The sequence below is a fragment of the Cupriavidus lacunae genome (assembly GCF_003353055.1).
Classification (GTDB): domain Bacteria; phylum Pseudomonadota; class Gammaproteobacteria; order Burkholderiales; family Burkholderiaceae; genus Cupriavidus; species Cupriavidus lacunae.
Map to the genome: position 1 here is coordinate 24,475 of NZ_QKWJ01000019.1, position 25,754 is coordinate 50,228.

Annotated in this window: 21 protein-coding genes; 20 read left to right on the top strand and 1 reads right to left on the bottom strand. The window is 67.6% G+C overall.

The annotated features are described in order from the left end of the window. Window positions 1-73 precede the first annotated feature (73 nt). From coq7 to lpxC, 18 genes are all read left to right on the top strand, one after another. Complete coding sequence (coq7, locus tag DN412_RS16810) at window positions 74-697, top strand: 2-polyprenyl-3-methyl-6-methoxy-1,4-benzoquinone monooxygenase (protein ID WP_115212739.1); 624 nt, start codon at window positions 74-76, stop codon at window positions 695-697. Window positions 698-1,125: 428 nt separating this feature from the next. Beyond that, window positions 1,126-1,554: a division/cell wall cluster transcriptional repressor MraZ gene (gene mraZ, locus DN412_RS16815; RefSeq protein WP_078197989.1), complete on the top strand. Its 429-nt coding sequence runs from the start codon at window positions 1,126-1,128 to the stop codon at window positions 1,552-1,554. A 7-nt stretch (window positions 1,555-1,561) separates the two neighbouring features. Beyond that, a complete protein-coding gene (gene rsmH, locus DN412_RS16820) occupies window positions 1,562-2,563 on the top strand; it encodes a 16S rRNA (cytosine(1402)-N(4))-methyltransferase RsmH (RefSeq protein ID WP_115212672.1) in 1,002 nt (333 codons plus the stop codon). Continuing rightward, a complete protein-coding gene (ftsL, locus tag DN412_RS16825) occupies window positions 2,560-2,877 on the top strand; it encodes a cell division protein FtsL (protein WP_114134140.1) in 318 nt (105 codons plus the stop codon). Before rsmH ends, ftsL begins: the two co-directional genes overlap by 4 nt. Next, window positions 2,874-4,679, top strand: coding sequence for a peptidoglycan D,D-transpeptidase FtsI family protein (locus DN412_RS16830; protein ID WP_115212673.1), 1,806 nt, complete (start codon window positions 2,874-2,876; stop codon window positions 4,677-4,679). The genes ftsL and DN412_RS16830 overlap by 4 nt, the downstream gene beginning before the upstream one ends. 10 nt (window positions 4,680-4,689) lie before the next feature. Beyond that, window positions 4,690-6,252: a UDP-N-acetylmuramoyl-L-alanyl-D-glutamate--2,6-diaminopimelate ligase gene (locus DN412_RS16835; RefSeq protein WP_115212674.1), complete on the top strand. Its 1,563-nt coding sequence runs from the start codon at window positions 4,690-4,692 to the stop codon at window positions 6,250-6,252. Next, the gene (locus DN412_RS16840) at window positions 6,249-7,649 is read left to right on the top strand and encodes a UDP-N-acetylmuramoyl-tripeptide--D-alanyl-D-alanine ligase (RefSeq protein ID WP_115212675.1); all 1,401 of its coding nucleotides are present in this window, start codon (window positions 6,249-6,251) and stop codon (window positions 7,647-7,649) included. The genes DN412_RS16835 and DN412_RS16840 overlap by 4 nt, the downstream gene beginning before the upstream one ends. A 13-nt stretch (window positions 7,650-7,662) precedes the next feature. Further along, window positions 7,663-8,832, top strand: coding sequence for a phospho-N-acetylmuramoyl-pentapeptide-transferase (gene mraY / locus DN412_RS16845; protein WP_115212676.1), 1,170 nt, complete (start codon window positions 7,663-7,665; stop codon window positions 8,830-8,832). A gap of 70 nt (window positions 8,833-8,902) precedes the next feature. After that, window positions 8,903-10,414 (top strand): UDP-N-acetylmuramoyl-L-alanine--D-glutamate ligase, encoded by a 1,512-nt coding sequence (gene murD, locus DN412_RS16850; RefSeq protein ID WP_115212677.1) that lies wholly within the window; start codon window positions 8,903-8,905, stop codon window positions 10,412-10,414. Then, window positions 10,411-11,652, top strand: a complete 1,242-nt coding sequence (gene ftsW, locus DN412_RS16855; RefSeq protein ID WP_078197981.1) for a putative lipid II flippase FtsW — start codon at window positions 10,411-10,413, stop codon at window positions 11,650-11,652. The genes murD and ftsW overlap by 4 nt, the downstream gene beginning before the upstream one ends. Beyond that, the gene (gene murG / locus DN412_RS16860; protein WP_115212678.1) at window positions 11,649-12,719 is read left to right on the top strand and encodes an undecaprenyldiphospho-muramoylpentapeptide beta-N-acetylglucosaminyltransferase; all 1,071 of its coding nucleotides are present in this window, start codon (window positions 11,649-11,651) and stop codon (window positions 12,717-12,719) included. The genes ftsW and murG overlap by 4 nt, the downstream gene beginning before the upstream one ends. A gap of 22 nt (window positions 12,720-12,741) precedes the next feature. After that, entirely contained in the window at window positions 12,742-14,157 is a 1,416-nt protein-coding gene (gene murC, locus DN412_RS16865; RefSeq protein WP_078197979.1) for a UDP-N-acetylmuramate--L-alanine ligase, read from the top strand. Further along, window positions 14,154-15,137: a D-alanine--D-alanine ligase gene (locus DN412_RS16870; protein ID WP_115212679.1), complete on the top strand. Its 984-nt coding sequence runs from the start codon at window positions 14,154-14,156 to the stop codon at window positions 15,135-15,137. The genes murC and DN412_RS16870 overlap by 4 nt, the downstream gene beginning before the upstream one ends. A gap of 27 nt (window positions 15,138-15,164) precedes the next feature. After that, on the top strand, window positions 15,165-16,085 hold the full coding sequence (locus DN412_RS16875; protein ID WP_115212680.1) for a cell division protein FtsQ/DivIB: 921 nt from the start codon (window positions 15,165-15,167) through the stop codon (window positions 16,083-16,085). Next, the gene (gene ftsA, locus DN412_RS16880; protein WP_115212681.1) at window positions 16,082-17,314 is read left to right on the top strand and encodes a cell division protein FtsA; all 1,233 of its coding nucleotides are present in this window, start codon (window positions 16,082-16,084) and stop codon (window positions 17,312-17,314) included. Before DN412_RS16875 ends, ftsA begins: the two co-directional genes overlap by 4 nt. A gap of 181 nt (window positions 17,315-17,495) precedes the next feature. Further along, window positions 17,496-18,689 carry a cell division protein FtsZ gene (gene ftsZ, locus DN412_RS16885; RefSeq protein WP_115212682.1) on the top strand — a complete coding sequence of 398 codons (1,194 nt, stop codon included), beginning with the start codon at window positions 17,496-17,498 and terminating at the stop codon, window positions 18,687-18,689. 446 nt (window positions 18,690-19,135) lie between these two features. Then, entirely contained in the window at window positions 19,136-19,642 is a 507-nt protein-coding gene (locus DN412_RS16890; RefSeq protein ID WP_078197974.1) for a peroxiredoxin, read from the top strand. A 153-nt stretch (window positions 19,643-19,795) separates the two neighbouring features. Then, entirely contained in the window at window positions 19,796-20,713 is a 918-nt protein-coding gene (gene lpxC / locus DN412_RS16895; RefSeq protein WP_035826759.1) for a UDP-3-O-acyl-N-acetylglucosamine deacetylase, read from the top strand. A gap of 66 nt (window positions 20,714-20,779) precedes the next feature. Here the strand turns inward: lpxC and DN412_RS16900 are convergent, their stop codons facing one another. Further along, a complete protein-coding gene (locus DN412_RS16900; RefSeq protein ID WP_078197972.1) occupies window positions 20,780-21,283 on the bottom strand; it encodes a DciA family protein in 504 nt (167 codons plus the stop codon). Between the two features lie 277 nt (window positions 21,284-21,560). Here DN412_RS16900 and secA point away from each other — a divergent pair, with 277 nt between their 5' ends. Both secA and argJ read left to right on the top strand, forming a co-directional pair. Beyond that, window positions 21,561-24,338 carry a preprotein translocase subunit SecA gene (gene secA / locus DN412_RS16905; RefSeq protein WP_115212683.1) on the top strand — a complete coding sequence of 926 codons (2,778 nt, stop codon included), beginning with the start codon at window positions 21,561-21,563 and terminating at the stop codon, window positions 24,336-24,338. Between the two features lie 139 nt (window positions 24,339-24,477). Next, a complete protein-coding gene (gene argJ, locus DN412_RS16910; RefSeq protein ID WP_115212684.1) occupies window positions 24,478-25,704 on the top strand; it encodes a bifunctional glutamate N-acetyltransferase/amino-acid acetyltransferase ArgJ in 1,227 nt (408 codons plus the stop codon). The last annotated feature ends 50 nt before the right edge of the window (window positions 25,705-25,754 follow it).

Sequence of the window (25,754 nt, forward strand, 5' to 3'; positions counted from 1 at the left end):
GCGTGCCGCACCACGGCTGCGCACCCCACCATGGCAGGGACTGCCGGGAACCAAGACCAACCGCCTCTGCGACATGGACACCCTGATCAAAGAATTCGACGTGGCATTGCGCGCCATCGCCGGCGCTACGCGCTCGGCGCGCGCCAACCCGGCTGACCGGCTGGCGCCGGACACGGAACAGATGAGCGCCGACGAACGCCGCCATGTGGCCGGCCTGATGCGCATCAACCATGTCGGCGAGGTCTGCGCGCAGGCCCTGTACCAGGCGCAGAAGCTGACGGCGCGCAACGGCGCGGTGCGCGCGCAGATGGATGCCGCCGCGCGCGAAGAGGAAGACCACCTGGCCTGGTGCGCCGAGCGCCTGCGCGAGCTGGGGTCGCGTCCGAGCCTGCTCAATCCGCTGTGGTACGCCGGCGCCTTTGCCATCGGCTGGGTGGCCGGCCGCGCGGGCGACCGCGTCAGCCTAGGCTTCGTCGCCGAGACCGAGCGCCAGGTCGAGCACCACCTGGGCGGGCACCTGGACCGCCTGCCCGAGGCCGACGGCCGCTCGCGCGCCATCCTCGAGCAGATGCGCGACGACGAGATCCGCCATGGCGACGCCGCGCGCGATGCCGGCGGAATGCCGTTGCCCGCGCCGGTGCGGGCGCTGATGCGCGGCGCGTCGCGCGTGATGACCACTGCCGCTTATCGGATCTGACGCGGGTCTGAAGCAACCTGCCCGACCGCCGCCGGGCCCTGGATTCAGTGGGGCTGGCGGGCAATTGTTGTATCCTTTCTCCGCGCGACGGGACAGGTCTTTCCCGCGCGGCCGGCAGTTCCCCCTCAAGTGGTTCTCAGGTGGTTTCTCTGCTTTCCTCCCTAAGATCTTCATTTCATTAAGGATTCACTTTTTCGGTGCGTGAAGTGTGCGCGCTAAGTCATTGTTCTGATTCAAAAAATCTCGTTTGCTGCCCTGCCTGCAGCCTTGACCGCCCATATCGCTTCCTCTAAAGTGGGAAATAGTGTGAGGAAGTGTATTTTTGTGTGAAATTGGGCCCCGACCGTGGGATGATCTCGTCATAGTCGGAACAGAAGGATGCACGCGAATGCCGGCCGGCAACTGGCCTGCAGGGACCGGGAGCGAGCTTGTTTCAGGGAGCATCGGCACTCTCGCTGGATGCCAAGGGGCGGATGTCCATTCCGTCCCGGCATCGCGAGGCGCTGCAACAGCAGGCCGAGGGCCGGGTGACGCTGACCAAGCACCCGGATGGCTGCCTGCTGCTGTTTCCCCGGCCCGAGTGGGAAAACTTCCGCACGCGCATTGCAGCGCTGCCGATGGATGCGCACTGGTGGAAGCGCATCTTCCTGGGCAACGCCGCCGACGTGGAAATGGACGGCGCGGGCCGGGTGCTGATCGCACCGGAGCTGCGCAGTGCCGCCTTGCTCGACAAGGAAGTCATGCTGCTCGGCATGGGCAGCCATTTCGAAGTGTGGGATGCCGCGACTTACGCCGCCAAGGAACAGCAGGCGATGGCGCAGGGCATGCCCGAAGCATTGAAGAATTTCTCTTTCTGACGAAGTCATGAGTCCTACCGGAACGCCGGCAACCCCCGCCCTGCACCATCGCACCGTGCTGCTGGACGAGGCCGTCGAGGCTCTGGTCTGGCGGCCCGACGGGGTCTACGTCGACGGCACCTTCGGCAGGGGAGGGCACAGCCGGGCGGTGCTTGCCCGGCTGGGGCCAGACGGGGCCCTGGTTGCGTTCGACAAGGACCCAGCAGCAATCGCAGAAGCGGGCACCATCAAGGATGCCCGCTTCTCCATTGAGCACGCGAGCTTTGCGGCCATGGCCGAACGCCTGTCGGGGCGCGGCCACGTGGCTGGCGTGCTGCTCGACCTGGGGATCAGCTCGCCCCAGATCGATGAGGCGGCGAGGGGGTTTTCCTTTCGTTTCGAGGGCCCGCTGGACATGCGCATGGACACCACGCGCGGCATCACTGCCGCCCAGTGGCTGGCGCAGGCGGATGAGCAGGACATTGCCAGGGTGATACGAGACTATGGGGAAGAACGGTTTGCTGTACAGATTGCAAAGGCGATTGTTGCTCGCCGGCGCGAACCCGGCGATGGCGGACCCATCGCCACTACTGCCGACCTTGCCGCGCTCGTGGCGAAAGCCGTCAAAACACGCGAGAAGGGTCAGGACCCTGCGACCCGCACCTTTCAGGCTCTACGGATTCACGTCAATCAAGAGCTTGAGGACCTCGAAAGAGGGCTGAAGGCGGCATATGAACTGCTGCAGGTCGGAGGGCGCCTGGTGGTGATCAGCTTCCACTCGCTGGAGGACCGCATCGTCAAGCGGTTCATGGCGGCGCACGCCCGTCCCCAGCAGGATGCCGACCCGGCGCTGCGCCGCGCGCCGCTGCGCGCGGCCGACCTGCCGCAACCGACGCTGCGCCTGCTCGGCCGCTACAAGCCCGGTGCCGAAGAGGTGGCCGCCAACCCGCGCGCGCGCTCGGCCGTGATGCGCGTGGCCGAGAAGCTGGCCCCGGTAGCGTCGCCTGCCGGCGGAGGTGCGCGCGCATGAACCGCCTGACCTTCTTCCTGCTCGCCGCGCTGATCCTGTGCGCGCTGTCGCTGGTGAGCGCGCAGCACCAGGCGCGCACGCTGTTCGTCGCACTGGAGCGGGCCCAGGCTGAAGAGAAGCAGCTCGATATCGACTGGTCGCGCCTGCAGTACCAGCAGAGCGCGCTGGGCAAGAGCGCGCGCATTGCCGATACGGCACGCGCGCAACTGAAGATGGCGCCGGTCAACCCCGGCAAGACCCAATACCTGTCCGGCATCGTGCTGCCGCCGCCCGCCGAGGCGGCGCCGGCCAGTGCCGCGGAGGCGCGCCGATGAGCATGGCCCGTCCCAACCCGCCCCGCCGCGACCGCAACGGCACCGCCTCGCGCCCGCGCAGCGGCCAGTTTTCGGCCAGCCCGGTGCTGGGCCTGCGCCTGCCGATGTGGCGTTCCAAGCTGGTGGTGTTCCTGATGTTCGCGGCCTTCGCCGCGCTGGCCGTGCGCGCGGCCTGGATCCAGGGCCCGGGCAACCAGTTCTACGAGGCCGAGGGCAAGAAGCGCTTCCAGCGCACGCTGGAGCTGCCCGCCACGCGCGGCAAGATCCTGGACCGCAATGGCCTGGTGCTGGCCACCAGCCTGCCGGTCAAGGCAATCTGGGCGGTGCCGGAAGACGTGCCCAACCAGGTCGACGCCGCCAAGATCAGCCAGCTGGCCAAGCTGCTCGGCATGTCCGAGAAGGACCTGGGCAAGAAGCTGTCCGAGGACAAGGGCTTTGTCTACCTGAAGCGCCAGGTGCTGCCTGACGTCGCCGACAAGATTGCCGCGCTGAAGATCGAAGGCATCCACCAGACCCGCGAATACAAGCGCTTCTACCCGGAAGGGGAGGCGATGGCGCATATCGTCGGCTTCACCAACGTGGAAGACCGCGGCCAGGAAGGCGTGGAACTGGCGCGCGAACCCGGCCTGGCCGGCCGTGCCGGCGCCCGCCAGGTGATCAAGGACCGCCTGGGCCGCGTGGTCGAGGACGTCGGCGTGCTGAAGACGCCGCGCGACGGCGAGGACATCCAGCTGTCGATCGACGCCAAGATCCAGTACCTGGCCTACAACGAGCTCAAGGCCGTGGTCGAGCGCCACAAGGCCAAGGCCGCCAGCGCGGTGGTGCTGGACGCCCAGACCGGCGAAGTGCTGGCGCTGGCCAACTGGCCCACCTACAACCCCAACGACCGCAGCCGGCTGTCCGGCGAGCAGCTGCGCAACCGCGTGCTGACCGACACCTTCGAGCCGGGCTCGATGATGAAGCCGATCACGATCGGCCTGGCGCTGCAGCTCAAGCGCGTGACGCCGTCCACGGTGGTCACCACCACCGGCAAGTACAACTTCGAAGGCGCGACCATCAGCGATACCCACAACTACGGGGCCCTGACGGTGAGCGGCGTGATCCAGAAGTCGAGCAACATCGGCACGACCAAGATCGCGATGCTGATGAAGCCACAGGAAATGTGGGACATGTTTACCAGCGTCGGCCTCGGCCAGGCGCCCAAGATCGGCTTCCCCGGCGCCGTGGCCGGCCGCGTGCGCCCGTTCAAGAGCTGGCGTCCGATCGAACAGGCCACCATGTCCTACGGCTACGGCCTGTCGGTCTCGCTGTTCCAGATGGCTCATGCCTACACCATCTTCGCGCATGACGGCGAGCTGATCCCGGTGTCGATGTTCCGCACCAACGGTCCGGTCACTGGCGAACGCATCCTGTCGCCGCAGGTGGCGCGCGATGTGCGCGCCATGCTCGAGACCGTGACCGCGCCCGGCGGCACCGCCCCCGAGGCGCAGGTGATGGGCTACCGCGTCGGCGGCAAGACCGGCACCGCGTACAAGCATGAAGGCCGCGGCTATAACCGCAGCAAGTACCGCGCTTCGTTCATCGGCCTGGCGCCGATGTCCAACCCGCGCGTCATCGTCGCCGTCAGCGTGGACGAGCCCACCGCCGGCAGCCACTACGGCGGCCTGGTGGCCGGCCCGGCGTTCGCGGCCATCACCGGCGGCACGCTGCGCGCACTGAATGTCCAGCCCGACTCGCCGATCCGCCAGCTGGTGGTCAGCGACAAGGTGCAGGAGAGCGAACCGTGGAGTTCGACCCAATGAGATCGACCCGATGACGGCCAAGCCCCTGCTCCCCCTCGAGGTCACCGCCCAGGCCAGCAACGCGCTGGCCTGGCTGCGTACCAACGTGTCCGCCGCGGCGCAGCTGAGCGGCGATACCCGGCGCCTGGCGCGCGGCGATGTGTTCTTTGCCTACGTGCTCGGCAACGAGCGCCTGGCCACCGACGGCCGGCCCCATATCGCCCAGGCGATTGCCGCCGGCGCCGGTGCCGTGGTCTATGAGGCCGACGGCTTCGACTGGCCGTTCGGCGACGTCGTGCCGCACCTGGCCCTGAGCCACCTGTACCAGCTGGCCGGCCCGGTCGCCGCCGGCTGGCATGGCAACCCGGCGCGCGGACTTGCAGTGACCGGTATCACCGGCACCAACGGCAAGACCTCGTGCAGCCAGTGGCTGGCGCGGGTGCTGCAGGCCGCCGGCACGCCTTGCGCGGCCATCGGTACGCTGGGCACCGGCTTCCCGGGCGCGCTGCAGGCCACCGGCTTCACCACGCCCGACGCGGTGCAGCTGCAGGCCAGCCTGGCCGCGCTGCACGACGCCGGCGCGCGCGCGGTGGCGATGGAAGTGTCCTCGCACGGCCTAGAGCAGGAACGCGTCGCCGGCACGCATTTCTCGGTGGCGGTGCTGACCAACCTGACCCAGGACCACCTCGACTACCACGGCTCGATGGCCGAGTACGAGGCCGCCAAGATCCGCCTGTTCCGCTGGGACGGCCTGCGCACCGCGGTCATCAACCGCGACGACGCCATGGGCCAGCGCCAGCTGGCGGCCGACGCCGCCGCCATTGCCGCGCCGCACGTGATCGAATACGGCATCGACGGCCCCGGCGCGGCCACGGTGCGCCGCCCGCGCGGCGAGTGGCTGCGCGCCACCAACCTGCGCGCCACGCCCACCGGCACCGCCTTCCATATCGACGGCAGCTTCGGCAGCGCCGACATGGCCACGCCGATGATCGGCGCCTTCAACGTCAGCAACCTGCTGGCGGTGCTGGGCGCGGCGCTGGCCAACGGCGTGGCGTGGGACGCGGCCATTGCCGCGCTGCGCGCGCTGACGCCGGTGGAAGGACGCATGGAGCTGTTCGGTGCCGGCGGCGGCCCCGATGCGCCGCTGGCCGTGGTCGACTACGCCCACACGCCCGACGCGCTGGAGCAGACCCTGGCCGCGCTGCGACCGGTGGCGCAGGCGCGCAACGGCCGCCTGTGGTGCGTGTTCGGCTGCGGCGGCGACCGCGATCCCATCAAGCGCCCGCTGATGGGCGCGGTGGCCGAGCGCCTGGCCGACAAGGTCATCCTGACCAGCGACAACCCGCGCAGCGAAGACCCGCAGGAGATCCTGGAAGCCATTGCCGACGGCATGGCTGAGCGCACGCGCGGGCGCCAGATCGAAGACCGCGCCGCCGCCATCCTCTATGCCGTCAGGCACGCAGCCGCGGCCGACGTGGTGCTGGTGGCGGGCAAGGGCCATGAGGCCACCCAGGAGATCCAGGGCCGCAAGCGCCCGTTCTCCGATCGCGAACATGTACGCCTGGCACTGGCCACACGCGGAGTATCGGCATGAGCCAGACCCCAATGACTACCTTGCAGCAAGCCGCCGGCTGGATCGCCGGCGCGCGCGTTTGCGGCGACGGCGCCGTGAAGTTTTCGCGCGTGCACACCGACAGCCGCAGCGTCGGGCCCGGCGACCTGTTCGTTGCCCTCAAGGGTGAGCGCTTCGACGCGCACGACTTTATCGCCGACGTGGTGGCGCGCGGCGCCGCCGCGGTGCTGGTCAGCCGTGAGGTCGATGCCGGTGTGCCGGCCATCGTCGCGCCCGATACCCGCGTCGCGCTGGGCGAGCTGGGTGCCGGCTGGCGCCGCCAGTTCACGCTGCCGGCGGTGGCGGTGACCGGCAGCAATGGCAAGACCACGGTCAAGGAAATGATCGCGGCCATCTTTGCCGCGGCGGTGGGCGAGGCGCAGCGCCTGGCCACCGGGGGCAACCTGAACAACGATATCGGCCTGCCGCTGACGGTGCTGCGCCTGCGCGCCACGCACAAGCTGGCGGTGCTTGAACTCGGCATGAACCATCCGGGCGAGACCGTCTACCTGGCCGGCATTGCCCAGCCCACCGTGGCGGTGATTACCAACGCGCAGCGCGAGCACCAGGAGTTCATGGTCAGCGTGGAAGCCGTCGCCCACGAGCACGCCGCCGCGATCGCGGCGCTGCCGGCCGGCGGCGTGGCGGTGTACCCGCTCGACGCGGAAAGCGGCGGCGCCCACGCGCCGGTGTGGCGCGAGGCTGCGGGCGCGCGCCGCGTGCTGTCGTTCGGCACCTCGCAGCGCGCCGATGTGCACGCCACTGTGACGCTGGTCGACGGTGCCCAGGTGATGCAGGTGCGCGCGCCTGGCCATGCCTTCGACGTGCGCCTGGCGCTGCTGGGTGCGCACAACGTGCGCAACGCACTCGCCGCCATCGCCTGCGCGCTGGCCGCGGGCGTGCACGTGCCGGCGATCCAGTCGGGCCTGGCCGGCTTCAATGCGGTCAAGGGCCGGCTGCAGGTCAAGTACACGACGGGTGGGACGGTCGTCATCGACGACACCTATAACGCCAACCCCGACTCCATGCGCGCCGCCATCGACGTGCTGGCCGGCTTTGCCGCGCCGCGCGTGCTGGTGCTGGGCGACATGGGCGAAGTGGGCGAGCAGGGGCCGGCATACCACGAAGAGATCGGTGCCTACGCGAAGGCGCGCGGCGTCGACACGCTGTGGGCCACCGGCGAACTGGCCGTGCATGCGGTGCAGGCGTTCGGTGCGGACGCCCGGCATTTCGGCGCCGCAGAAGACCTGGTGAAGGCACTGGAGGAAGACAGCGGGGGCATGGTGGCGCAAGCGGGCGCCGTGCTGGTGAAGGGATCGCGCTTCATGCGCATGGAACGGATGGTCGCGGCGCTGGTCGCAGACACTTCCGCACATTAAATAAGACAACACGATGTTATTGGCACTGGCCCAGTGGCTGCAAAACGACTACAGCTTCCTCCGGGTCGTCAACTACCTGACTTTCCGCGCGGTGATGGCCAACCTCACCGCGCTGCTGATCGGCCTGGCGTTCGGTCCGTGGGTGATCCGCAAGCTGACCGAGCTGAAGGTCGGCCAGGCGGTGCGCACCATCGGCCCGCAGACCCACCTGGTCAAGGCCGGCACGCCGACCATGGGCGGCGTGCTGGTACTGGTCTCGATCGCAGTGTCGACGCTGCTGTGGTGCGACTGGGGCAACCGTTTTATCTGGGTCGTGATGCTGGTCACCTTCGGCTACGGCGCGATCGGCTGGGTGGACGACTACCGCAAGGTGGTGTATCGCGATCCGCGCGGCATGTCGAGCCGCGAGAAGTTCTTCTGGCAGACGCTGATCGGCCTGGTGGCCGCGGTCTACCTGGCGTTCTCGGTGTCGGAAAGCAGCAACGTGAGGGTGTGGGACCTGTTCCTGAGCTGGGTCGAGGGCGGGCTGTCGCTGGACATGCCGTACAAGTCCAACCTGATCGTGCCTTTCTTCAAGGAGATCAGCTATCCGCTGGGCGTGGCCGGCTTCATCGTGCTGACCTACCTGGTGATCGTGGGCTCGAGCAACGCCGTGAACCTGACCGACGGCCTGGACGGGCTGGTGATCATGCCGGTGGTGCTGGTCGGCAGCGGGCTGGGTGTGTTTGCGTATGTGATGGGCAGCTCGGTCTACAGCAAGTACCTGCTGTTCCCGCATATCCCGGGCGCGGGCGAATTGCTGATCTTCTGCTCGGCGCTGGCCGGGGCGGGCCTGGCCTTCCTCTGGTTCAACGCGCACCCGGCGCAGGTATTCATGGGCGACGTCGGCGCGCTGGCGCTGGGCGGCGCGCTGGGCACGGTGGCGGTGATCGTGCGCCAGGAGATCGTGCTGTTCGTGATGGGCGGCATCTTCGTGGTGGAAACGCTGTCGGTGATGCTGCAGGTGACGTGGTTCAAGATCACCAAGCGCCGTTATGGCGAGGGCAGGCGGCTGTTCCGGATGGCGCCGCTGCACCACCATTTCGAGCTGGGCGGCTGGAAGGAAACGCAGGTCACGGTGCGCTTCTGGATCATCACCATGCTGCTGGTGCTGATCGGATTGTCGACGCTGAAGTTGCGGTAATGGTTGCGCAGGTCAGGGACTGACGGCGCTCTCTATATAGATACAGGAAACAAAAAGGCAGGAAATCGAAGTGTTTGGCGAGCTGCAGAAACCTCATGTGCTGGTACTGGGCCTCGGTGAGTCGGGGCTGGCCATGGCGCGCTGGTGTGGCCTGAACGGCTGCGCGGTGCGCGTGGCCGACACGCGCGAGGCCCCCGCCAATCTTGTCTTCCTGCAGGCCGAGCTGACTTCGGCCGAGTTCGTCGGCGGCCCGTTCGCCGAAAGCCTGCTCGACGGCATCGGCCTGGTGGCGATCAGCCCCGGCCTGTCGCCGCTGGAAGCCGGCACCGGCGCGCTGCTGGCCGCGGCGCAGGCGCGCGGCATCCCGGTGTGGGGCGAGATCGAACTGTTCGTGCGCGCGCTGCGCCACCTCGAGGCCGAGTCGGGCTACGCGCCGAAGATCCTGGCCATCACCGGCACCAATGGCAAGACCACCACCACCGCGCTGACCGGCCGGCTGGTGGAGCGCGCCGGCAAGAGCGTGGCGGTGGCGGGCAATATCAGCCCGTCGGCGCTGGACAAGCTGTCGGCCTGCATCGCCTCGGCGTCGTTGCCGGAGGTGTGGGTGCTGGAGCTGTCCAGCTTCCAGCTGGAAACCACGCACACGCTGGCACCCGCCGCGGCCACCGTGCTCAACGTCACCCAGGACCACCTGGACTGGCATGGCTCGATGGAAGCCTATGCCGCGTCCAAGGCCCGCATCTTCGGGCCGGCCGACAGCGGCTGCGTGCAGGTGCTCAACCGCAACGACCGCCTGACCATGGACATGGCGCGCCCCGGGCGCACGCTGCTGACCTTCGGCACCGAACTGCCGGAAACGCCGGGCAGCTTCGGCATCCTGCGCGAGGGCGGCATGCCCTGGATGGTGCTGGCCGAACCCGATTCGGAAGCGGAAGGGGAGGGCAAGTTGCGCCGCCGCAAGGCCGCCGACGTGGTCCAGGACGCCGTGCCGGTGCGCCACAAGCGGCTGATGCCGGCCGATGCGCTGCATATCCGCGGCATGCACAACGCCACCAACGCGATGGCCGCGCTGGCGCTGTGCCGTGCCATCGACCTGCCGATGAACGCACTGCTGCACGGCCTGCGCGAGTACCGCGGCGAGCCGCACCGCGTGGAGTGGGTCGCCACCATCGACGACGTCGAGTACTTCGACGACAGCAAGGGCACCAACGTGGGTGCCACCGTGGCCGCGCTGTCGGGGCTGGACAAGCGCGTGGTGCTGATCGCCGGCGGCGAAGGCAAGGGCCAGGATTTCTCGCCGCTGGCCGCGCCGGTGGCGCAGTACGCGCGCGCGGTGGTGCTGATCGGCCGCGCCGCGGGTGAGCTTCGCGACGCGTTGCAGGGCAGCGGCGCGAGCCTCGCCGACGCCGCCACGCTGGAAGAGGCGGTGACCAGGGCCGCCGAACTGGCCGAAGCCGGCGATGCGGTGCTGCTGTCGCCGGCGTGCGCCAGCCTCGACATGTTCCGCAATTACGTGCATCGCGCCGAGGTCTTCCGCGGCGCGGTGGAAGAACTGGCCCTGTCCCGGGGGATCCTGCCATGAGTGACGCACAGGTCAAGCGCAGCGGTTTTATCGGCGCCACCATCGGCAATGCCTGGGGTGGCCTGCGCGACGCGGTGTCGGGCGTCAAGCCGACGCGCTCGCGCATGATGGAGTACGACCAGCCCATGCTGTGGGTGTCGATCGTGCTGCTCGCGCTCGGCCTGGTGATGGTCTATTCGGCCTCGATCGCGCTGCCGGACTCGCCGCGCTACGCCAACTACCGCGAAAGCCACTTCCTGCTGCGGCACGCGTTTGCGCTCTTGATCGGGCTGTCGGTCGGGCTGGCCGCGTTCCAGATCCCGGTGAAAGTGTGGGACCGCTATGCGCCCAAGCTCTTTATCGTGGCGCTGGTCCTGTTGGTCATCGTGCTGGTGCCCTTCATCGGCAAGGGTGTGAACGGCGCGCGGCGCTGGATTCCACTGGGCGTGATGAACTTCCAGCCGTCGGAGCTGATGAAGCTGGCGGTGGTGCTGTATGCCGCCAACTACACCGTGCGCAAGCAGGAGTGGATGCAGACCGTGTCCAAGGGCTTTTTGCCGATGGGCGTGGCGGTGGTGGTGGTGGGCATGCTGCTGCTGCTGGAACCCGACATGGGCGCGTTCCTGGTGATCGCCGCCGTGGCAATGGGCATCCTGTTCCTGGGCGGCATCAACGGCAAGCTGTTCGCCGGGCTGGTCGGCGTGGCGGTGGGCGCGTTCGCGCTGCTGATCACCGCGTCGCCCTGGCGGCGCGAGCGGATCTTCGCCTACCTGAACCCGTGGGAAGAGAGCAATGCGCTGGGCAAGGCCTACCAGCTGACGCACTCGCTGATCGCCTTCGGCCGCGGCGAGTGGACGGGCGTGGGGCTGGGCGGCAGCATTGAGAAGCTGCACTACCTGCCCGAAGCGCATACCGACTTCATCCTGGCGGTGATCGGCGAGGAATTCGGCTTTATCGGCGTGCTGGTGGTGATCGTACTGTTCTACTGGCTGGTGCGCCGCGCCTTCAATATCGGCCGCACCGCGCTGCAGCTGGACCGCACCTTTGCCGGCCTGGTGGCCAAGGGCATCGGCGTGTGGGTCGGCTGGCAGACCTTTATCAATATGGGTGTGAACCTGGGCCTGCTGCCGACCAAGGGGCTGACGCTGCCGCTGGTGAGCTACGGCGGCTCGGGGATCCTGATGAACTGCGTGGCCCTGGCGATCCTGCTGCGCATTGACTATGAAAATCGAGTATTGATGCGCGGAGGGAAGGTATGACCGCACCGCGCACCCTGCTCGTGATGGCCGGCGGCACCGGGGGACATGTGTTCCCGGGGCTGGCGGTCGCACAGGCGCTGCGCGAGCAGGGCTGGAAAGTGGTGTGGCTGGGCAACCGCACCGGCATGGAAGCCACGCTGGTGCCGAAGCACGACATCCCGATGGAGTTCATCCAGTTCGGGGGCCTGCGTGGCAAGGGGCTGGTGACCAAGTTCCTGCTGCCGCTGAACCTGCTGCGCGCGTTCTGGCAAAGCATCGTCGCGCTACGCCGGGTGCGCCCGAGCGTGGTGCTGGGCATGGGCGGCTATATCACCTTCCCGGCCGGCATGATGGCGTCGCTGCTGGGACGCCCGCTGGTGCTGCACGAGCAGAACTCGATCGCGGGCCTGGCCAACAAGGTGCTGGCCAAGGTGGCCGATCGCGTGCTGTGCGCGTTCCCGGATGCGCTGCCCGGCAGTGAATGGACTGGCAACCCGGTGCGCGAGGAACTGGCGCACCTGGACGCCCCCGAGGCACGCTACGACCAGCGCAGCGGCCCGCTGCGCATCCTGGTGGTGGGCGGCAGCCTGGGCGCCGCGGCGCTCAACGAGGTGGTGCCCAGGGCCATCGCGCTGTTGCCGGAGGGCGAGCGCCCGGTGGTGACGCACCAGGCGGGCGCGAAGCAGATCGATACGCTGCGCGCCAACTATGCGGCCGCGCAGGTGCCGGCGCAGACCCTGCCGTTTATCGACGACATGGCCAGGGCCTATGCCGACGCGGACCTGGTGATCTGCCGCGCCGGCGCGATGACGGTCTCGGAAGTGGCCGCGGCGGGCGTGGCGGCGCTGTTCGTGCCGTTCCCGCACGCGGTGGACGACCACCAGACCACCAACGCAAAGTTTTTGTCGGGACAGGGCGCGGCCCTGCTCGTGCAGCAAAAAGACCTGACGGCCGAAGGCCTGGCGCGGACCATCGCCAGCCTGACCCGGCCGCAGTTGAAAGACATGGCGCGCCTGGCGCGCGGACTGGCCAGGCCAGAGGCTACCCGGCGCGTTGCCGAGGTATGCAGCGAGCTGGCCAGGGACTGAAGCCTATACAAGCAGCAATCGAATGAAGCATATCGTCAAAAACATCCACTTCGTAGGCATCGGCGGGGCCGGCATGAGCGGCATCGCCGAGGTCCTGCTGAACCTTGGATACAAGGTCTCGGGCTCCGACGTGGGCAACAATGCCGCCACGCGGCGCCTGGCGTCGCTGGGCGCCACGGTCATGCACGGGCATGACGCGGCCAACGTGACCGGCGCCAATGCCGTGGTGGTGTCGACCGCGGTCAGCGGCGACAACCCCGAAGTGCTGGCCGCCCGCAGCAAGCGCATCCCGGTGGTGCCGCGCGCGGTGATGCTGGCCGAGCTGATGCGCCTGAAGCAGGGCGTGGCCATCGCCGGCACGCACGGCAAGACCACCACCACCAGCCTGGTGGCGTCGGTGCTGGCCGAAGGCGGGCTGGACCCGACCTTCGTGATCGGCGGCCGCCTGAACTCGGCCGGCGCCAATGCGCGCCTGGGCACGGGCGACTTCATCGTGGCCGAGGCCGACGAGTCGGACGCATCGTTCCTGAACCTGTTCCCGGTCATCGAGGTCATTACCAATATCGATGCCGACCACATGGACACCTACGGGCACGATTTTGCCCGGCTCAAGCAGGCGTTCATCGAGTTCACCCAGCGGCTGCCGTTCTACGGCATCGCGGTGCTATGCGTGGATGACCCCAACGTGCGCGAGATCCTGCCGTTCGTGTCCAAGCCGGTGGTGCGCTACGGCTTTGCCGAAGACGCGCAGATCCGTGCCGTGGACGCGCGCGCCGTCGACGGCCAGATGCACTTCACCGTGCAGCGCCAGCTCAACGGCCATGCCGAGCCGCCGCTGGAGATCGTGCTGAACCTGCCCGGCCTGCACAACGTGCAGAACGCGCTGGCGGCGATCGCCATCGCCACCGAGCTGGAAGTACCCGATGCCGCCATCGTCAAGGCGCTGCGCGAATTCCACGGCGTGGGCCGGCGCTTCCAGCGCTACGGCGAGGTGGCCACGCCCGACGGCGCCGGCACCTTCACACTGGTGGACGACTACGGCCACCACCCGGTGGAGATGGCGGCCACGCTGGCCGCCGCGCGCGGCGCGTTCCCGGGACGCCGCCTGGTGCTGGCGTTCCAGCCGCACCGCTTTACCCGTACGCGGGATTGTTTTGAAGACTTCGTCAAGGTGCTGGGCACCGTCGATGCCCTGATGCTGGCCGAGGTCTATGCCGCCGGCGAGTCCCCGATCGTGGCCGCCGACGGCCGTGCGCTGACCCGCGCGCTGCGCGTGGCCGGCAAGGTAGAACCTGTTTTCGTGGAGCAGATGGAAGACATGCCGCAGGCCATCCTGAATGCCGTCCGGCCCGGCGATGTGGTCGTGACGATGGGCGCGGGCTCGATCGGAGGCGTGCCCGGACAACTGGTGTCGCACCAGCAAGGGAGCCAGGCATGAGCTTCGTCGCCCATCCCAATATCGATCCCAAATCGCTGGGCAAGGTCGGCGTGCTGCTGGGCGGGCGCTCGGCCGAGCGCGAGATCTCGCTGATGTCGGGCAACGGCGTGCTGGCCGCGCTGCAGTCGCGCGGCGTGGACGCGCATGGCTTTGACCCGGGCCTGCAGGGCGTGGCCGAGCTGGCCGCGGCCGGCTTTGACCGCGTCTTCATTGCGCTGCACGGCCGCTACGGCGAGGACGGCACCATCCAGGGCCTGCTCGAGCAGCTGGGCGTGCCGTACACCGGCAGCGGCGTGCTGGCCTCGGCCATGGCCATGGACAAGCAGGCCACCAAGCGCCTGTGGATGACCCACGACCTGGCCACGCCGCGCTTTGCCATGCTGCATGCCGGCACCGACTTCGACGCCGTGGCTGCCGACCTGGGCCTGCCGCTGATCGTCAAGCCGGCGCGCGAGGGCTCGTCGATCGGCCTGACCAAGGTCACCGCGGCGGACCAGATGCGCGCGGCCTTCGAGAAGGCCGCGGCGCTGGACAATGACGTCATCGCCGAGACCTTTATCGACGGCGCCGAGCTGACCTGCCCGATCGTGGGCGAGGGCGACACCGCCGAAGCGCTGCCGGTGATCCGCATCGTCGCGCCCGAAGCCAACTACGACTATCAAAATAAGTACTTTACTGACGATACCCAATACTTGTGCCCGTCGGGCCTGGACCCTGAAGTCGAAGGCGAAGTCCAGGCGCTGGCGGTGCAGGCCTACCGCGTGCTGGGCTGCCGCGGCTGGGCGCGCGCCGATGTGATGCTGCGCGCCGACGGCAAGCCTTTCCTGCTCGAGATGAATACCTCGCCCGGCATGACCGGCCATTCGCTGGTGCCGATGGCGGCGCGCGCGGTCGGCATCAGCTACGAGGACTTCGTGATGCAGGTGGTGGCCGCCGCAACGCTGGACCTGCATCCGAACGAGCATTGGAAACCCGAATAACGCAACCGAACAGGACCGTACCGGACCATGTGGCATAACGCACGCCTGCTTAACCTGATCGCCTCCGCGCTGTACGCGCTGGTGGTGCTGATGGCGCTCGCGGCAGGCCTGCTGTGGCTGGCGCAGCGGCCGGTGTTCGCCATCACCCATGTGGAGATCGGCCCGATGGACGGCGCCGCCCTGCGCCACGTGAACGCGCCCAGCGTGCGCGCCAGCGCGCTGGGCAAGCTGACCGGCAACTTCTTCACGCTGGACCTGAACACGGCGCGGCAGGCTTTCGAATCGGTGCCGTGGGTGCGGCGTGCCAGCGTGCGGCGCGAGTGGCCCAACGGCCTGGCGGTCGAGGTCGAGGAACACGAGGCGCTGGGCACCTGGGGCTCGCCCGAAAGCGGGCGCCTGATCAATACCTACGGCGAGGTCTTTGTCGCCAACACCGCCGAGGCGGAAGAAGACGCACAGCTGCTGGCGCTGGACGGGCCGCCGGACAGCGAGGGCGACGTGATCGAGAAGCTCGAGGTCATGCGCCAGTGGTTCAAGCCGCTCAAGGCCGAGCCGCTGGCAGTGGCGCTGTCCGGCCGCTATGCCTGGCGCGCCAGACTGTCCAACGGCATGGAGATCGAACTGGGCCGCGAGCAGAACGACGAGGAACGCGTGGCGATGGACCAGCGGGTCCGGCGCTTTGTCGCGGCCTGGCCGCAGGTCACCCAGCAATGGGGCAGCCAGATCGAGTATGCCGACCTGCGCTATCCCAACGGCTTTTCCATACGCGCCGCCAATGCCCGCTTCCTGACCGACGCGCAGATCGCGGCGGCGGTCAGGGCCGAGAAGGCAACGAAAACGGTGAAAGCAGCGAACGCGGCCAAGCCGGCGGCGGCAGCAGCGGTTTCAGGTACTTCCAACAGCAATCCGACGCGACTGAAGAGCAAGAACGCGGAGAAAACCCGATGAGCAAGGAATACAAGGACCTGTTGGTCGGTCTGGATATCGGCACCTCGAAGGTGGCGGCGGTGGTGGCAGAACTGCGCCCCGACGGCGGCTACGAGGTGATCGGGATGGGCCAGTCAGAGTCCAAGGGTCTGAAGAAAGGGGTCGTGGTCAATATCGAGGCCACCGTGCAGTCCATCCAGAAGGCGCTGGAAGAGGCCGAACTGATGGCCGACTGCAAGATTTCGGAGGTCTTCACCGGCATCGCCGGCAGCCACATCCGCAGCTTCAACTCCAGCGGCATGGTGGCGATCAAGGACAAGGAGGTCACGCAGACCGACGTGGCGCGCGTGATCGAGACCGCCAAGGCGGTCAATATCCCGACCGACCAGCAGATCCTGCACATCCTGACGCAGGAATTCATCATCGACGGCCAGGAAGACGTGCGCGAGCCCATCGGCATGAGCGGCATCCGCCTGGAAGTCAAGGTGCATATCGTCACCGGCGCGGTCAGCGCCGCGCAGAACATCGTCAAGTGCGTGCGCCGCTGCGGCCTGGAAGTGCACGACCTGATCCTGCAGCCGCTGGCCTCGAGCCTGGCGGTCCTGACCGAGGACGAGAAGGAGCTGGGTGTGGTGCTGGTCGACATCGGCGGCGGCACCACCGATATCGCCATCTTCAGCGAAGGCGCGATCCGGCATACGGCCGTGATCCCCATCGCCGGCGATCAGATCACCAACGACATCGCGATGGCGCTGCGCACGCCGACGCCCGATGCCGAGGACATCAAGATGCAGTACGGCATCGCCAAGCAGGCGATTGCCGACCCCGAAGACATGATCGAGGTGCCCGGCGTGGGCGACCGCGGCACGCGCACGCTCAGCCGCCAGGCGCTGGCGGCGGTGATCGAGCCGCGTATCGAAGAGCTGTACTCGCTGGTGCACCAGGTGGTGCGCGAGTCGGGCTATGAAGAACTGCTGTCGTCCGGCGTGGTCATCACCGGTGGCACTGCGATGATGCCGGGCATGGTCGAGCTGGGCGAGGACATCTTCCTCAAGCCCGTGCGCGTGGGCGTGCCCGAGTACCGCGGCAACCTGCACGAGGTGGTGAAGAGCCCGCGCTACGCAACCGTGATGGGACTGCTGCTGGAAGGCCGCGTGCAACGCATGCGCGGGCGCAAGGTCGCCGTGCAGAGCGGCTCGGTCAAGCAGGTGTGGACCCGCATGAAGGAATGGTTTGTCGGCAATTTCTGATCCATGCGGAAATTGACGCGCTGACGATGCAACGGCGCGCGGGCAGGGCGGTCTACCGGACAGGCCTGCGTGCTGAGTGGAAGTTTTCTGGTTTTCTTTTTTATTGGTTTCTTGTTCAGAAACCAGGGGTTGCGGCGGGGAGGCTGCATCGTCTGGGGACTGATTTTTCTCGGAGGCAGTGATGGACTTTGACATGATCGAAACGGAAGTGCAGGACGGCACCATCATCAAAGTGGTCGGCGTGGGCGGCGCGGGCGGTAATGCCGTGCAGCACATGATCAGCCGCGGCGTGCAAGGCGTCGAATTCATCTGCATGAACACCGACGCGCAGGCCCTGAAGCGCTCGAGCGCTTCGCGCGTGCTGCAACTGGGCAACACGGGTCTGGGCGCCGGCGCCAAGCCGGAAGTCGGCCGCAACTGCGCGGATCAGGCGCGCGAGCAGATTGCCGACTCCCTGCGTGGCGCGCACATGGTCTTCATCACTGCAGGCATGGGCGGCGGCACCGGTACCGGTGCCGCCCCGATCGTGGCGCAGGTTGCCAAGGAAATGGGCATCCTGACCGTGGGCGTGGTCAGCAAGCCGTTCGACTTCGAAGGCGCGCGCCGCGCCAAGGTGGCCGAACACGGTTCCAGCGAGCTGGAGTCGAGCGTCGACTCGCTGATCGTGGTGCTCAACGAGAAGCTGTTCGAAGTGATGGGCGACGACGCCGAGATGGACAAGTGCTTCCAGTGCGCCGACGACGTGCTGCACAACGCGGTGGCCGGCATTGCCGAGATCATCAACGTTGACGGCCTGGTGAACGTCGACTTCGAAGACGTGAAGACGGTGATGGGCGAGCAGGGCAAGGCCATGATGGGGACGGCCACCGTGTCGGGCGTGGACCGCGCGCGCCTGGCGGCCGAGCAGGCCGTTGCCAGCCCGCTGCTGGAAGGCGTGGACCTGTCCGGCGCGCGCGGCGTGCTGGTCAACATCACCGCCAGCCGTTCGCTGAAGCTGTCGGAAACCAAGGAAGTCATGAACACCATCCGCAGCTACGCCGCGGAAGATGCGACCGTGATTTTCGGTACGGTGTACGACGACTCGATGAGCGATGCGCTGCGCGTGACGGTGGTGGCCACGGGCCTGGGCCGCTCGGCCAAGAAGCAACAGCCGATGACCCTGCTCAAGACCGGCACCGACAACATGCCGGTGCAGATGATGGCCAGCATGAGCGCCGCCGCGGCCACGCACAGCTCGCCGGACTACAGCAACCTGGATACGCCGGCAGTGTGGCGCAGCTCGCGTGAGTCGGCATCGGCCCACGTCGCCGCGCTGCAGGAGAAGGGTGTGGATACGTACGATATCCCGGCCTTCCTGCGCAAGCAGGCAGACTGAGCCCTGCCTGGCGCGGCATCGGTGCCTCCACCGGCCGCCTGACGGAACGCGTCGCCTTGTCGCGATGCACGTGCGCTCCCTATCCGCGCGTGCCTTGCATGGACTGACGTGAACCGCCGGGCTGCTGGCGGCGCCGCGCCTGCGCCGGACTGAGCCTCACCCGCATCCCGTCGCCGGGACGGGCGTGCCGCCGGCCGCCTCCCCGGACTGGTTTCCCGCCTTCCCGGTCGGGATGTATCGTCGTCCGCGCGGCGCACCCAAAAGGTGCGTCGCGCGGACGTCTTTGTAGCAAGGTGTATCGGATTCGCGCGGGATGTCACCGGATGTGATCCGGCTTTGGCAATGCGGGCACGACGCCTATGATCCTGAGGTTGCCCTGCGCCGGGGCGCGACTCCGCACCCCGGCATCCGGACTATCCTTCAGAAAACCCAGGAGACCACGACTCATGATTACTGTCGGTTCCCGCGTCCCCGACGCCACGCTGCAGGAATTCTTCGATACCGAAGGCAATGGCTGCGCGCTCGGCCCCAATGCCTTCAAGGTGGCGGACCTGGTCCGCGGCCGCAAGATCGTGGTGTTCGGCCTGCCCGGCGCCTTTACGCCGACCTGCTCGGCAAAGCATGTGCCGGGCTTTGTACAGCACGCCGCCGCGCTGCGCGAAGCCGGCGTCGACGAGGTCTGGTGCGTGTCGGTCAACGACGCCTTTGTGATGGGCGCCTGGGGCCGTGAGCAGCACGCCGCCGGCACGGTGCGCATGATGGCCGACGGCAGCGCCGAGTGGACCCGCGCGCTGGGCCTGGATCAGGACCTGACCGGGCGCGGCATGGGCGTGCGCTCCAAGCGCTACGCCATGGTGATCGACGACGGCGTCGTCGCCCGGCTGGACCTCGAGGCACCGGGCGAATTCCGCGTCAGCAGTGCCGAGGCGGTGCTGGCAGCGTTGCGCGGCTGACACAGTGACCCGGGTAAACGTGGATAATACGTAACTTATTAATACTGTGTTAACAGCCGGAAACAAAACCCGGCTGCAACGCCCTTCAGGTGGTGGTAAAATCCCTTAATCAGAAAAATCATACGATAGATTTTAATAATAGTTGAGGCTGTCATGCTCAAACAGCGCACGATCAAATCCCTGGTGAAGACCGTTGGCATCGGCCTGCACTCGGGCCGCAAGGTCACGTTGACCCTGCGTCCCGCGCCGGCGGATACCGGCATCGTCTTTACCCGCGTCGACCTGCCCGAGGCCGTCGAGATTCCCGTGGCCGCGTCGGCCATCGGCGACACGCGCCTGGCGTCGGTGCTGCAGAAGGATGGCGCGCGGGTTTCGACCGTCGAGCACCTGATGTCGGCCTGTGCCGGCCTGGGCATCGACAACCTCTATGTCGACGTCGACGCCGAGGAAATCCCGATCATGGACGGCAGCGCCGCGTCCTTCGTGTTCCTGCTGCAGTCGGCCGGCATTGAAGAGCAGAACGCGCTGAAGACCTTCATCCGCGTCAAGAAGCCGGTGGAAGTGCGCGAGGGCGACAAGCTGGCGCGGCTCGAGCCGTTCTTCGGCTTCAAGCTGTCGTTCACCATCGACTTCCGCCACCCGGCGGTCGACAAGACCGGCCAGACCTTCTCGATCGACTTTGCCGACACCAGCTACGTGCGCGAGATCGCCCGCGCCCGCACCTTCGGCTTTGCGCACGAGGTCGAGGCCCTGCGCGAGATGGGCCTGGCGCGTGGCGGCAGCCTGGACAACGCGATCGTGCTGGACGAGCACCGCATGCTCAACAACGAAGAACTGCGCTACGGCGACGAATTCGTGCGCCACAAGATCCTGGATGCGATCGGCGACCTGTATGTGGTGGGCCATCCGCTGATCGGCGCCTACGTGGCGAACAAGTCGGGCCACGGCCTGAACAACCAGTTGCTGCGCGCGCTGCTGGCCGACCAGGAAGCCTACGAGCTGGTCACCTTCGACCGCGTCGAGGAAGCCCCGGCCGCGTTCCTGCCGCAGGCACAGCCGGCCTTCGCCTGAGGCGCCGCGCAGGCGTGAAAAAGCCGACCTTCGGGTCGGCTTTTCTATTTCAGGCGGCCCTCGCGTTCAGCGGTGGTGGGCCAGCAGGGTATTGAGCGCGTCGCGCAGCGGCGAGTCCGGCAGGCTGCGCGCGAGCTGGTCCAGGTTGGCCAGTCCCGTGGGCGTCATGCGGCCGCCGGTGCGCGGGCGTGCCACTGGCTCCACTTCCCAGTCCGAGTGGCGCTGCACTTCCGGCTGCACCCGCACCCGGATCGAGGTGACCGGCGAGCCGCGCTGCTGCAGCCGCCCGAGCAGCGTCGGCACGATCTGGCGCACCCGCGCCGCGGCCGCGCCATGGGCGGCCAGCAACAGCAGAACCTGGCCGTTGGGGTCGCCCGGGTCGCGCTTGATGCCTGCCACCGCCAGCCCGGCGTGCATGCCGGCGGGCAGCAGCGCCAGCACCTCGGCCTCCAGCACCGACAACTGGCGTGCGGTCTGCATCAGTGACGAAACCGGGCCGGCCTTGGCCAGCCAGTCGTTGAGCGGCTTGGCGGCGGGGGTCTGCAGGGCGTGGTGGGTGAAGCGGCGCATGCATCCATTCTAGCAAGGGGCGGCGCGTGCGCACGCCGGCCATGTCTGGATTGAAGCTGGCGCAATCACCCCAAACTGCGGCTGGCAAGCCCCGGGGACAATATTCAGGCGGGTGTGGCGGGTCCGGTGCAACACGGCCCACCCCCAGCCGGCCGTGACCCCGGCACATGATAAACTCGGCGTTTTGCGCCAATCTATCCATTTCCGCGCCCGGTCGCCGGAGCAGCCCGCCTTCCCTGGGGATGCCAGCCCGGTTCCGCGCAGGTGAAAGCAATCGATGATCACGGGCCTTCTCAAGAAAGTCTTCGGCAGCCGCAATGAGCGGCTGATCAAACAATATCTCCGCACGGTGGCGCAGATCAATGCGCTGGAGCCGAAGTTCGAGCAGCTCTCGGACGACGAACTGCGCGGCATGACGGAGACCTTCCGGCAGCGCCACGCCGGCGGCGAAGCGCTCGAGGCGCTGCTGCCCGAGGCCTTCGCCGTCTGCCGCGAGGCCAGCAAGCGTGTCATGAAGATGCGCCACTTCGACGTGCAGCTGATCGGCGGCATGGTGCTGAACGACAACAAGATCGCCGAAATGCGCACCGGCGAAGGCAAGACGCTGACCGCGACGCTGGCCGTGTACCTGAATGCCATCACCGGCAAGGGCGTGCACGTGGTCACCGTCAACGACTACCTGGCGCAGCGCGATGCCGAGTGGATGGGCCGGCTGTACAACTTCCTGGGCCTGTCGGTGGGCGTGAACCTGTCGCAGATGCCGCACGACGCCAAGCAGGCGGCGTACAACTCGGACATCACCTACGGCACCAACAACGAGTTCGGCTTCGACTACCTGCGCGACAACATGGTCTACGACCCGTCGCAGCGCGTGCAGCGCCCGCTGAACTACGCCATCGTCGATGAAGTGGACTCGATCCTGATCGACGAGGCCCGCACCCCGCTGATCATCTCCGGCCAGGCCGAGAACCAGACCGACCTGTACCAGCGCATGAACGGCATCCCCAAGCTGCTCGAGCGCCAGATCGGCGAGGAAAAGGCCGACGGCACCGGCGTCGAGAAGCCCGGCGACTACTACGTCGACGAGAAGGGCCACCAGGTCTACCTGACCGAGGCCGGCCACGAGAAGGCCGAAGAGATCCTGTCGCAGCTGGGCCTGATCGGCGAGGGCGAGTCGCTCTACGCGCCGCAGAACATCACGCTGATGCACCACCTGTATGCCGCCCTGCGCGCGCAGAGCCTGTTCCATCGCGACCAGCACTACGTGGTGCAGAACGACGAAGTCGTGATCGTCGACGAATTCACCGGCCGCCTGATGACCGGCCGCCGCTGGTCCGACGGCCTGCACCAGGCCGTGGAAGCCAAGGAAGGCGTCACCGTCCAGCAAGAGAACCAGACGCTGGCGACGATCACCTTCCAGAATTACTTCCGGATGTACAACAAGCTGGCCGGCATGACCGGCACGGCCGACACCGAAGCGTATGAGTTCCAGGAGATCTACGGCCTGGAAGTGGTGGTGATCCCGACCAACCGCCCGGCCCAGCGCAAGGACCAGCAGGACCAGATCTACAAGACTGGCAAGGAGCGCTACGACGCCGTGGTGCGCGATATCCGCGACTGCTACGAGCGTGGCCAGCCGGTGCTGGTGGGCACCACCTCGATCGAGACCTCGGAATACCTGTCGGGCCTGCTCGACCGAGAGAAGCTGCCGCACCAGGTGCTCAACGCCAAGCAGCACGCGCGCGAAGCCGAGATCGTGGCCCAGGCCGGCCGCCCCAAGATGATCACCATCGCCACCAACATGGCCGGGCGCGGTACCGACATCGTGCTGGGCGGCAATGTGGAGAAGCAGTCCGGCTTTATCGAGGCGGACCCGAACCTGTCCGACGCCGAGAAGGCCGCGCGCATCAAGCAGCTCGAGGATGAGTGGCATTCGCTGCACGAGCAGGTCAAGACCGCCGGCGGCCTGCATATCGTCGGCACCGAGCGCCATGAGTCGCGCCGTATCGACAACCAGCTGCGCGGCCGTGCCGGGCGCCAGGGCGACCCGGGTTCGTCGCGCTTCTACCTGTCGCTGGACGACCAGCTGCTGCGCATCTTCGCGGGCGACCGCGTGCGCGCCATCATGGAGCGCCTGAAGATGCCCGAGGGCGAGCCGATCGAAGCCGGCATCGTCACGCGCTCGATCGAATCGGCGCAGCGCAAGGTGGAAGGCCGCAACTTCGACATCCGCAAGCAGCTGCTGCAGTACGACGACGTCGCCAACGACCAGCGCAAGGAAATCTACAAGCTGCGCAACGACGTGCTGGAAGCCCAGGACGTCGGCGAGATGGTGGGCAACCTGCGCGAGAGCGTGATCGTCGAGCTGTTCCGCGACCACGTGCCGGCCGACACCATGGAAGAGCAGTGGAACATCACCGGCCTGGAAACGCGCCTGCGCGAGGACTGGGGCCTGGAAGTACCGCTGGCGCAGACCATCGAAGGCGCGCAGAGCATCGAGGACGAAGCGCTGCTCGACCTGATCATGAAGGCGGCCGCGGAGCGCTACGGCAGCAAGGTCGCGCTGGTCGGCCGCGAGTCGTTCGCCGGCTTCGAGCGCTCGGTCATGCTGCAGAGCATCGACACGCACTGGCGCGAGCACCTGGCCGCGCTGGACCACCTGCGCCAGGGCATCCACCTGCGCGGCTATGCGCAGAAGGATCCCAAGCAGGAATACAAGCGCGAGTCGTTCGAGCTGTTCGCGCGCCTGCTGGACCTGATCAAGAACGAAGTCACGCGCGTGACCTTCAACGTGCAGATCCAGTCGCCGGAAGAGCTGGAGCAGGCTTCGGAAGAGATCGAAGAAGGCCTGTCGCACCTGGAGAACCTGCAGTACAAGCACGACGAGTTCGCCGAAGGCCGCGAGCCGGTGGAAGAAGTGCCGTCGCCGCGCACCGGCGCGGCCATGGCCGCCGCCGAACTGGCGCTGGCGGAGATGCCCAAGGTCGGCCGCAACGACCCGTGTCCGTGCGGCTCGGGCAAGAAGTTCAAGCAGTGCCACGGCAAGCTCAGCTGAGCCGCGCACCGGTATGACGTTACGCCCGTCGCACGGGGCGTGCCGCGAATGGAAACGACATGCCCGCCCTTAGCGGGCATGTTCGTCTGAGACAAGCAATTCACTAGCAGAAAGCGCAAGCAGGAACAGAGGAGTCCACATGCCCGTCAATCTTCCGCTGCCCCAGGCAGAGAACCTGAAATCCGTCGCCGGCGTGGAGCTGGGCTGGGCCGAGGCGGGCATCCGCAAGGCCAACCGCAAGGACGTGCTGGTGGTGCGCGTGGCCGAAGGCAGCACCGTGGCCGGCGTCTTCACCAGCAACCGCTTCTGCGCCGCGCCGGTGCAGGTCTGCCGCGAGCATCTCGCCGCGGGCAAGGGCATCCGCGCGCTGGTGGTCAACACCGGCAATGCCAACGCCGGCACCGGCGAGCCGGGCCTGGCCAGTGCCCGCGCCACCTGCGACGCGCTGGCAGCGCAACTGGGGATTGCCGCCCAGCAGGTGCTGCCGTTCTCGACCGGCGTGATCCTGGAACCGCTGCCGGTTGATCGCCTCGTCGCCGGCCTGCCCGCCGCCATCGCCAATGCCAGGCCGGACAACTGGCTGGCCGCCGCCGAGGCCATCATGACCACCGACACGCAGCCCAAGGCCGCGTCGCGTACGGTGCAGATCGACGGCAAGACCGTGACGCTGTCGGGCATCAGCAAGGGCGCGGGCATGATCCGCCCGAACATGGCGACCATGCTCGGTTTTATCGCCATGGACGCCGCGGTGGCCCAGCCGGTGCTGCAGGCGCTGGTGTCGTACGCGGCCGACCACTCGTTCAACAGCATCACGATCGATGGCGATACCTCGACCAACGACTCGTTCGTGCTGATCGCGACGGCCAAGTCCGGCGCCGTGGTCGACCGCGCCGAAGGCCCGGCCTTCGAGGCGCTGCGCGACGCGGTGACCGCGCTGGCGCAGGAGCTGGCGCAGATGATCGTGCGCGACGGCGAAGGCGCCACCAAGCTGATGACCATCCGCGTCGAAGGCGGCAAGGATGTGGCCGAGTGCCGCCAGATCGCCTATGCCGTGGCGCACTCGCCGCTGGTCAAGACCGCGTTCTACGCCTCGGACCCCAACCTGGGCCGTATCCTGGCCGCGGTCGGCTACGCCGGTGTGAACGACCTCGACGTCGACCGCGTGAACCTGTGGCTGGACGATGTCTGGGTCGCCCGCGACGGCGGCCGCAATCCCGACTACCGCGAAGAAGACGGCCAGCGCGTAATGAAGCAGGCCGAGATCACCGTGCGCATCGCGCTCGGCCGCGGCAAGGCCGAAGCGACCGTATGGACCTGCGACCTGTCGCACGACTACGTGTCGATCAACGCTGACTATCGTTCTTAAGCCTGTCCGTCCTTCCCGCCCACGCGGGAAGGACATCGATTTCCCTGCCA

Coding starts and splice junctions, on each gene's coding strand:
- coq7 (WP_115212739.1), top strand. CDS start 74: ATGGACACCCTGATCAAAGAATTCGACGTGGCATTGCGCGCCATCGCC.
- rsmH (WP_115212672.1), top strand. CDS start 1,562: ATGAGTCCTACCGGAACGCCGGCAACCCCCGCCCTGCACCATCGCACC.
- ftsL (WP_114134140.1), top strand. CDS start 2,560: ATGAACCGCCTGACCTTCTTCCTGCTCGCCGCGCTGATCCTGTGCGCG.
- DN412_RS16830 (WP_115212673.1), top strand. CDS start 2,874: ATGAGCATGGCCCGTCCCAACCCGCCCCGCCGCGACCGCAACGGCACC.
- DN412_RS16835 (WP_115212674.1), top strand. CDS start 4,690: ATGACGGCCAAGCCCCTGCTCCCCCTCGAGGTCACCGCCCAGGCCAGC.
- DN412_RS16840 (WP_115212675.1), top strand. CDS start 6,249: ATGAGCCAGACCCCAATGACTACCTTGCAGCAAGCCGCCGGCTGGATC.
- mraY (WP_115212676.1), top strand. CDS start 7,663: ATGTTATTGGCACTGGCCCAGTGGCTGCAAAACGACTACAGCTTCCTC.
- ftsW (WP_078197981.1), top strand. CDS start 10,411: ATGAGTGACGCACAGGTCAAGCGCAGCGGTTTTATCGGCGCCACCATC.
- murG (WP_115212678.1), top strand. CDS start 11,649: ATGACCGCACCGCGCACCCTGCTCGTGATGGCCGGCGGCACCGGGGGA.
- murC (WP_078197979.1), top strand. CDS start 12,742: ATGAAGCATATCGTCAAAAACATCCACTTCGTAGGCATCGGCGGGGCC.
- DN412_RS16870 (WP_115212679.1), top strand. CDS start 14,154: ATGAGCTTCGTCGCCCATCCCAATATCGATCCCAAATCGCTGGGCAAG.
- DN412_RS16875 (WP_115212680.1), top strand. CDS start 15,165: ATGTGGCATAACGCACGCCTGCTTAACCTGATCGCCTCCGCGCTGTAC.
- ftsA (WP_115212681.1), top strand. CDS start 16,082: ATGAGCAAGGAATACAAGGACCTGTTGGTCGGTCTGGATATCGGCACC.
- ftsZ (WP_115212682.1), top strand. CDS start 17,496: ATGGACTTTGACATGATCGAAACGGAAGTGCAGGACGGCACCATCATC.
- DN412_RS16890 (WP_078197974.1), top strand. CDS start 19,136: ATGATTACTGTCGGTTCCCGCGTCCCCGACGCCACGCTGCAGGAATTC.
- lpxC (WP_035826759.1), top strand. CDS start 19,796: ATGCTCAAACAGCGCACGATCAAATCCCTGGTGAAGACCGTTGGCATC.
- DN412_RS16900 (WP_078197972.1), bottom strand. CDS start 21,283: ATGCGCCGCTTCACCCACCACGCCCTGCAGACCCCCGCCGCCAAGCCG.
- secA (WP_115212683.1), top strand. CDS start 21,561: ATGATCACGGGCCTTCTCAAGAAAGTCTTCGGCAGCCGCAATGAGCGG.
- argJ (WP_115212684.1), top strand. CDS start 24,478: ATGCCCGTCAATCTTCCGCTGCCCCAGGCAGAGAACCTGAAATCCGTC.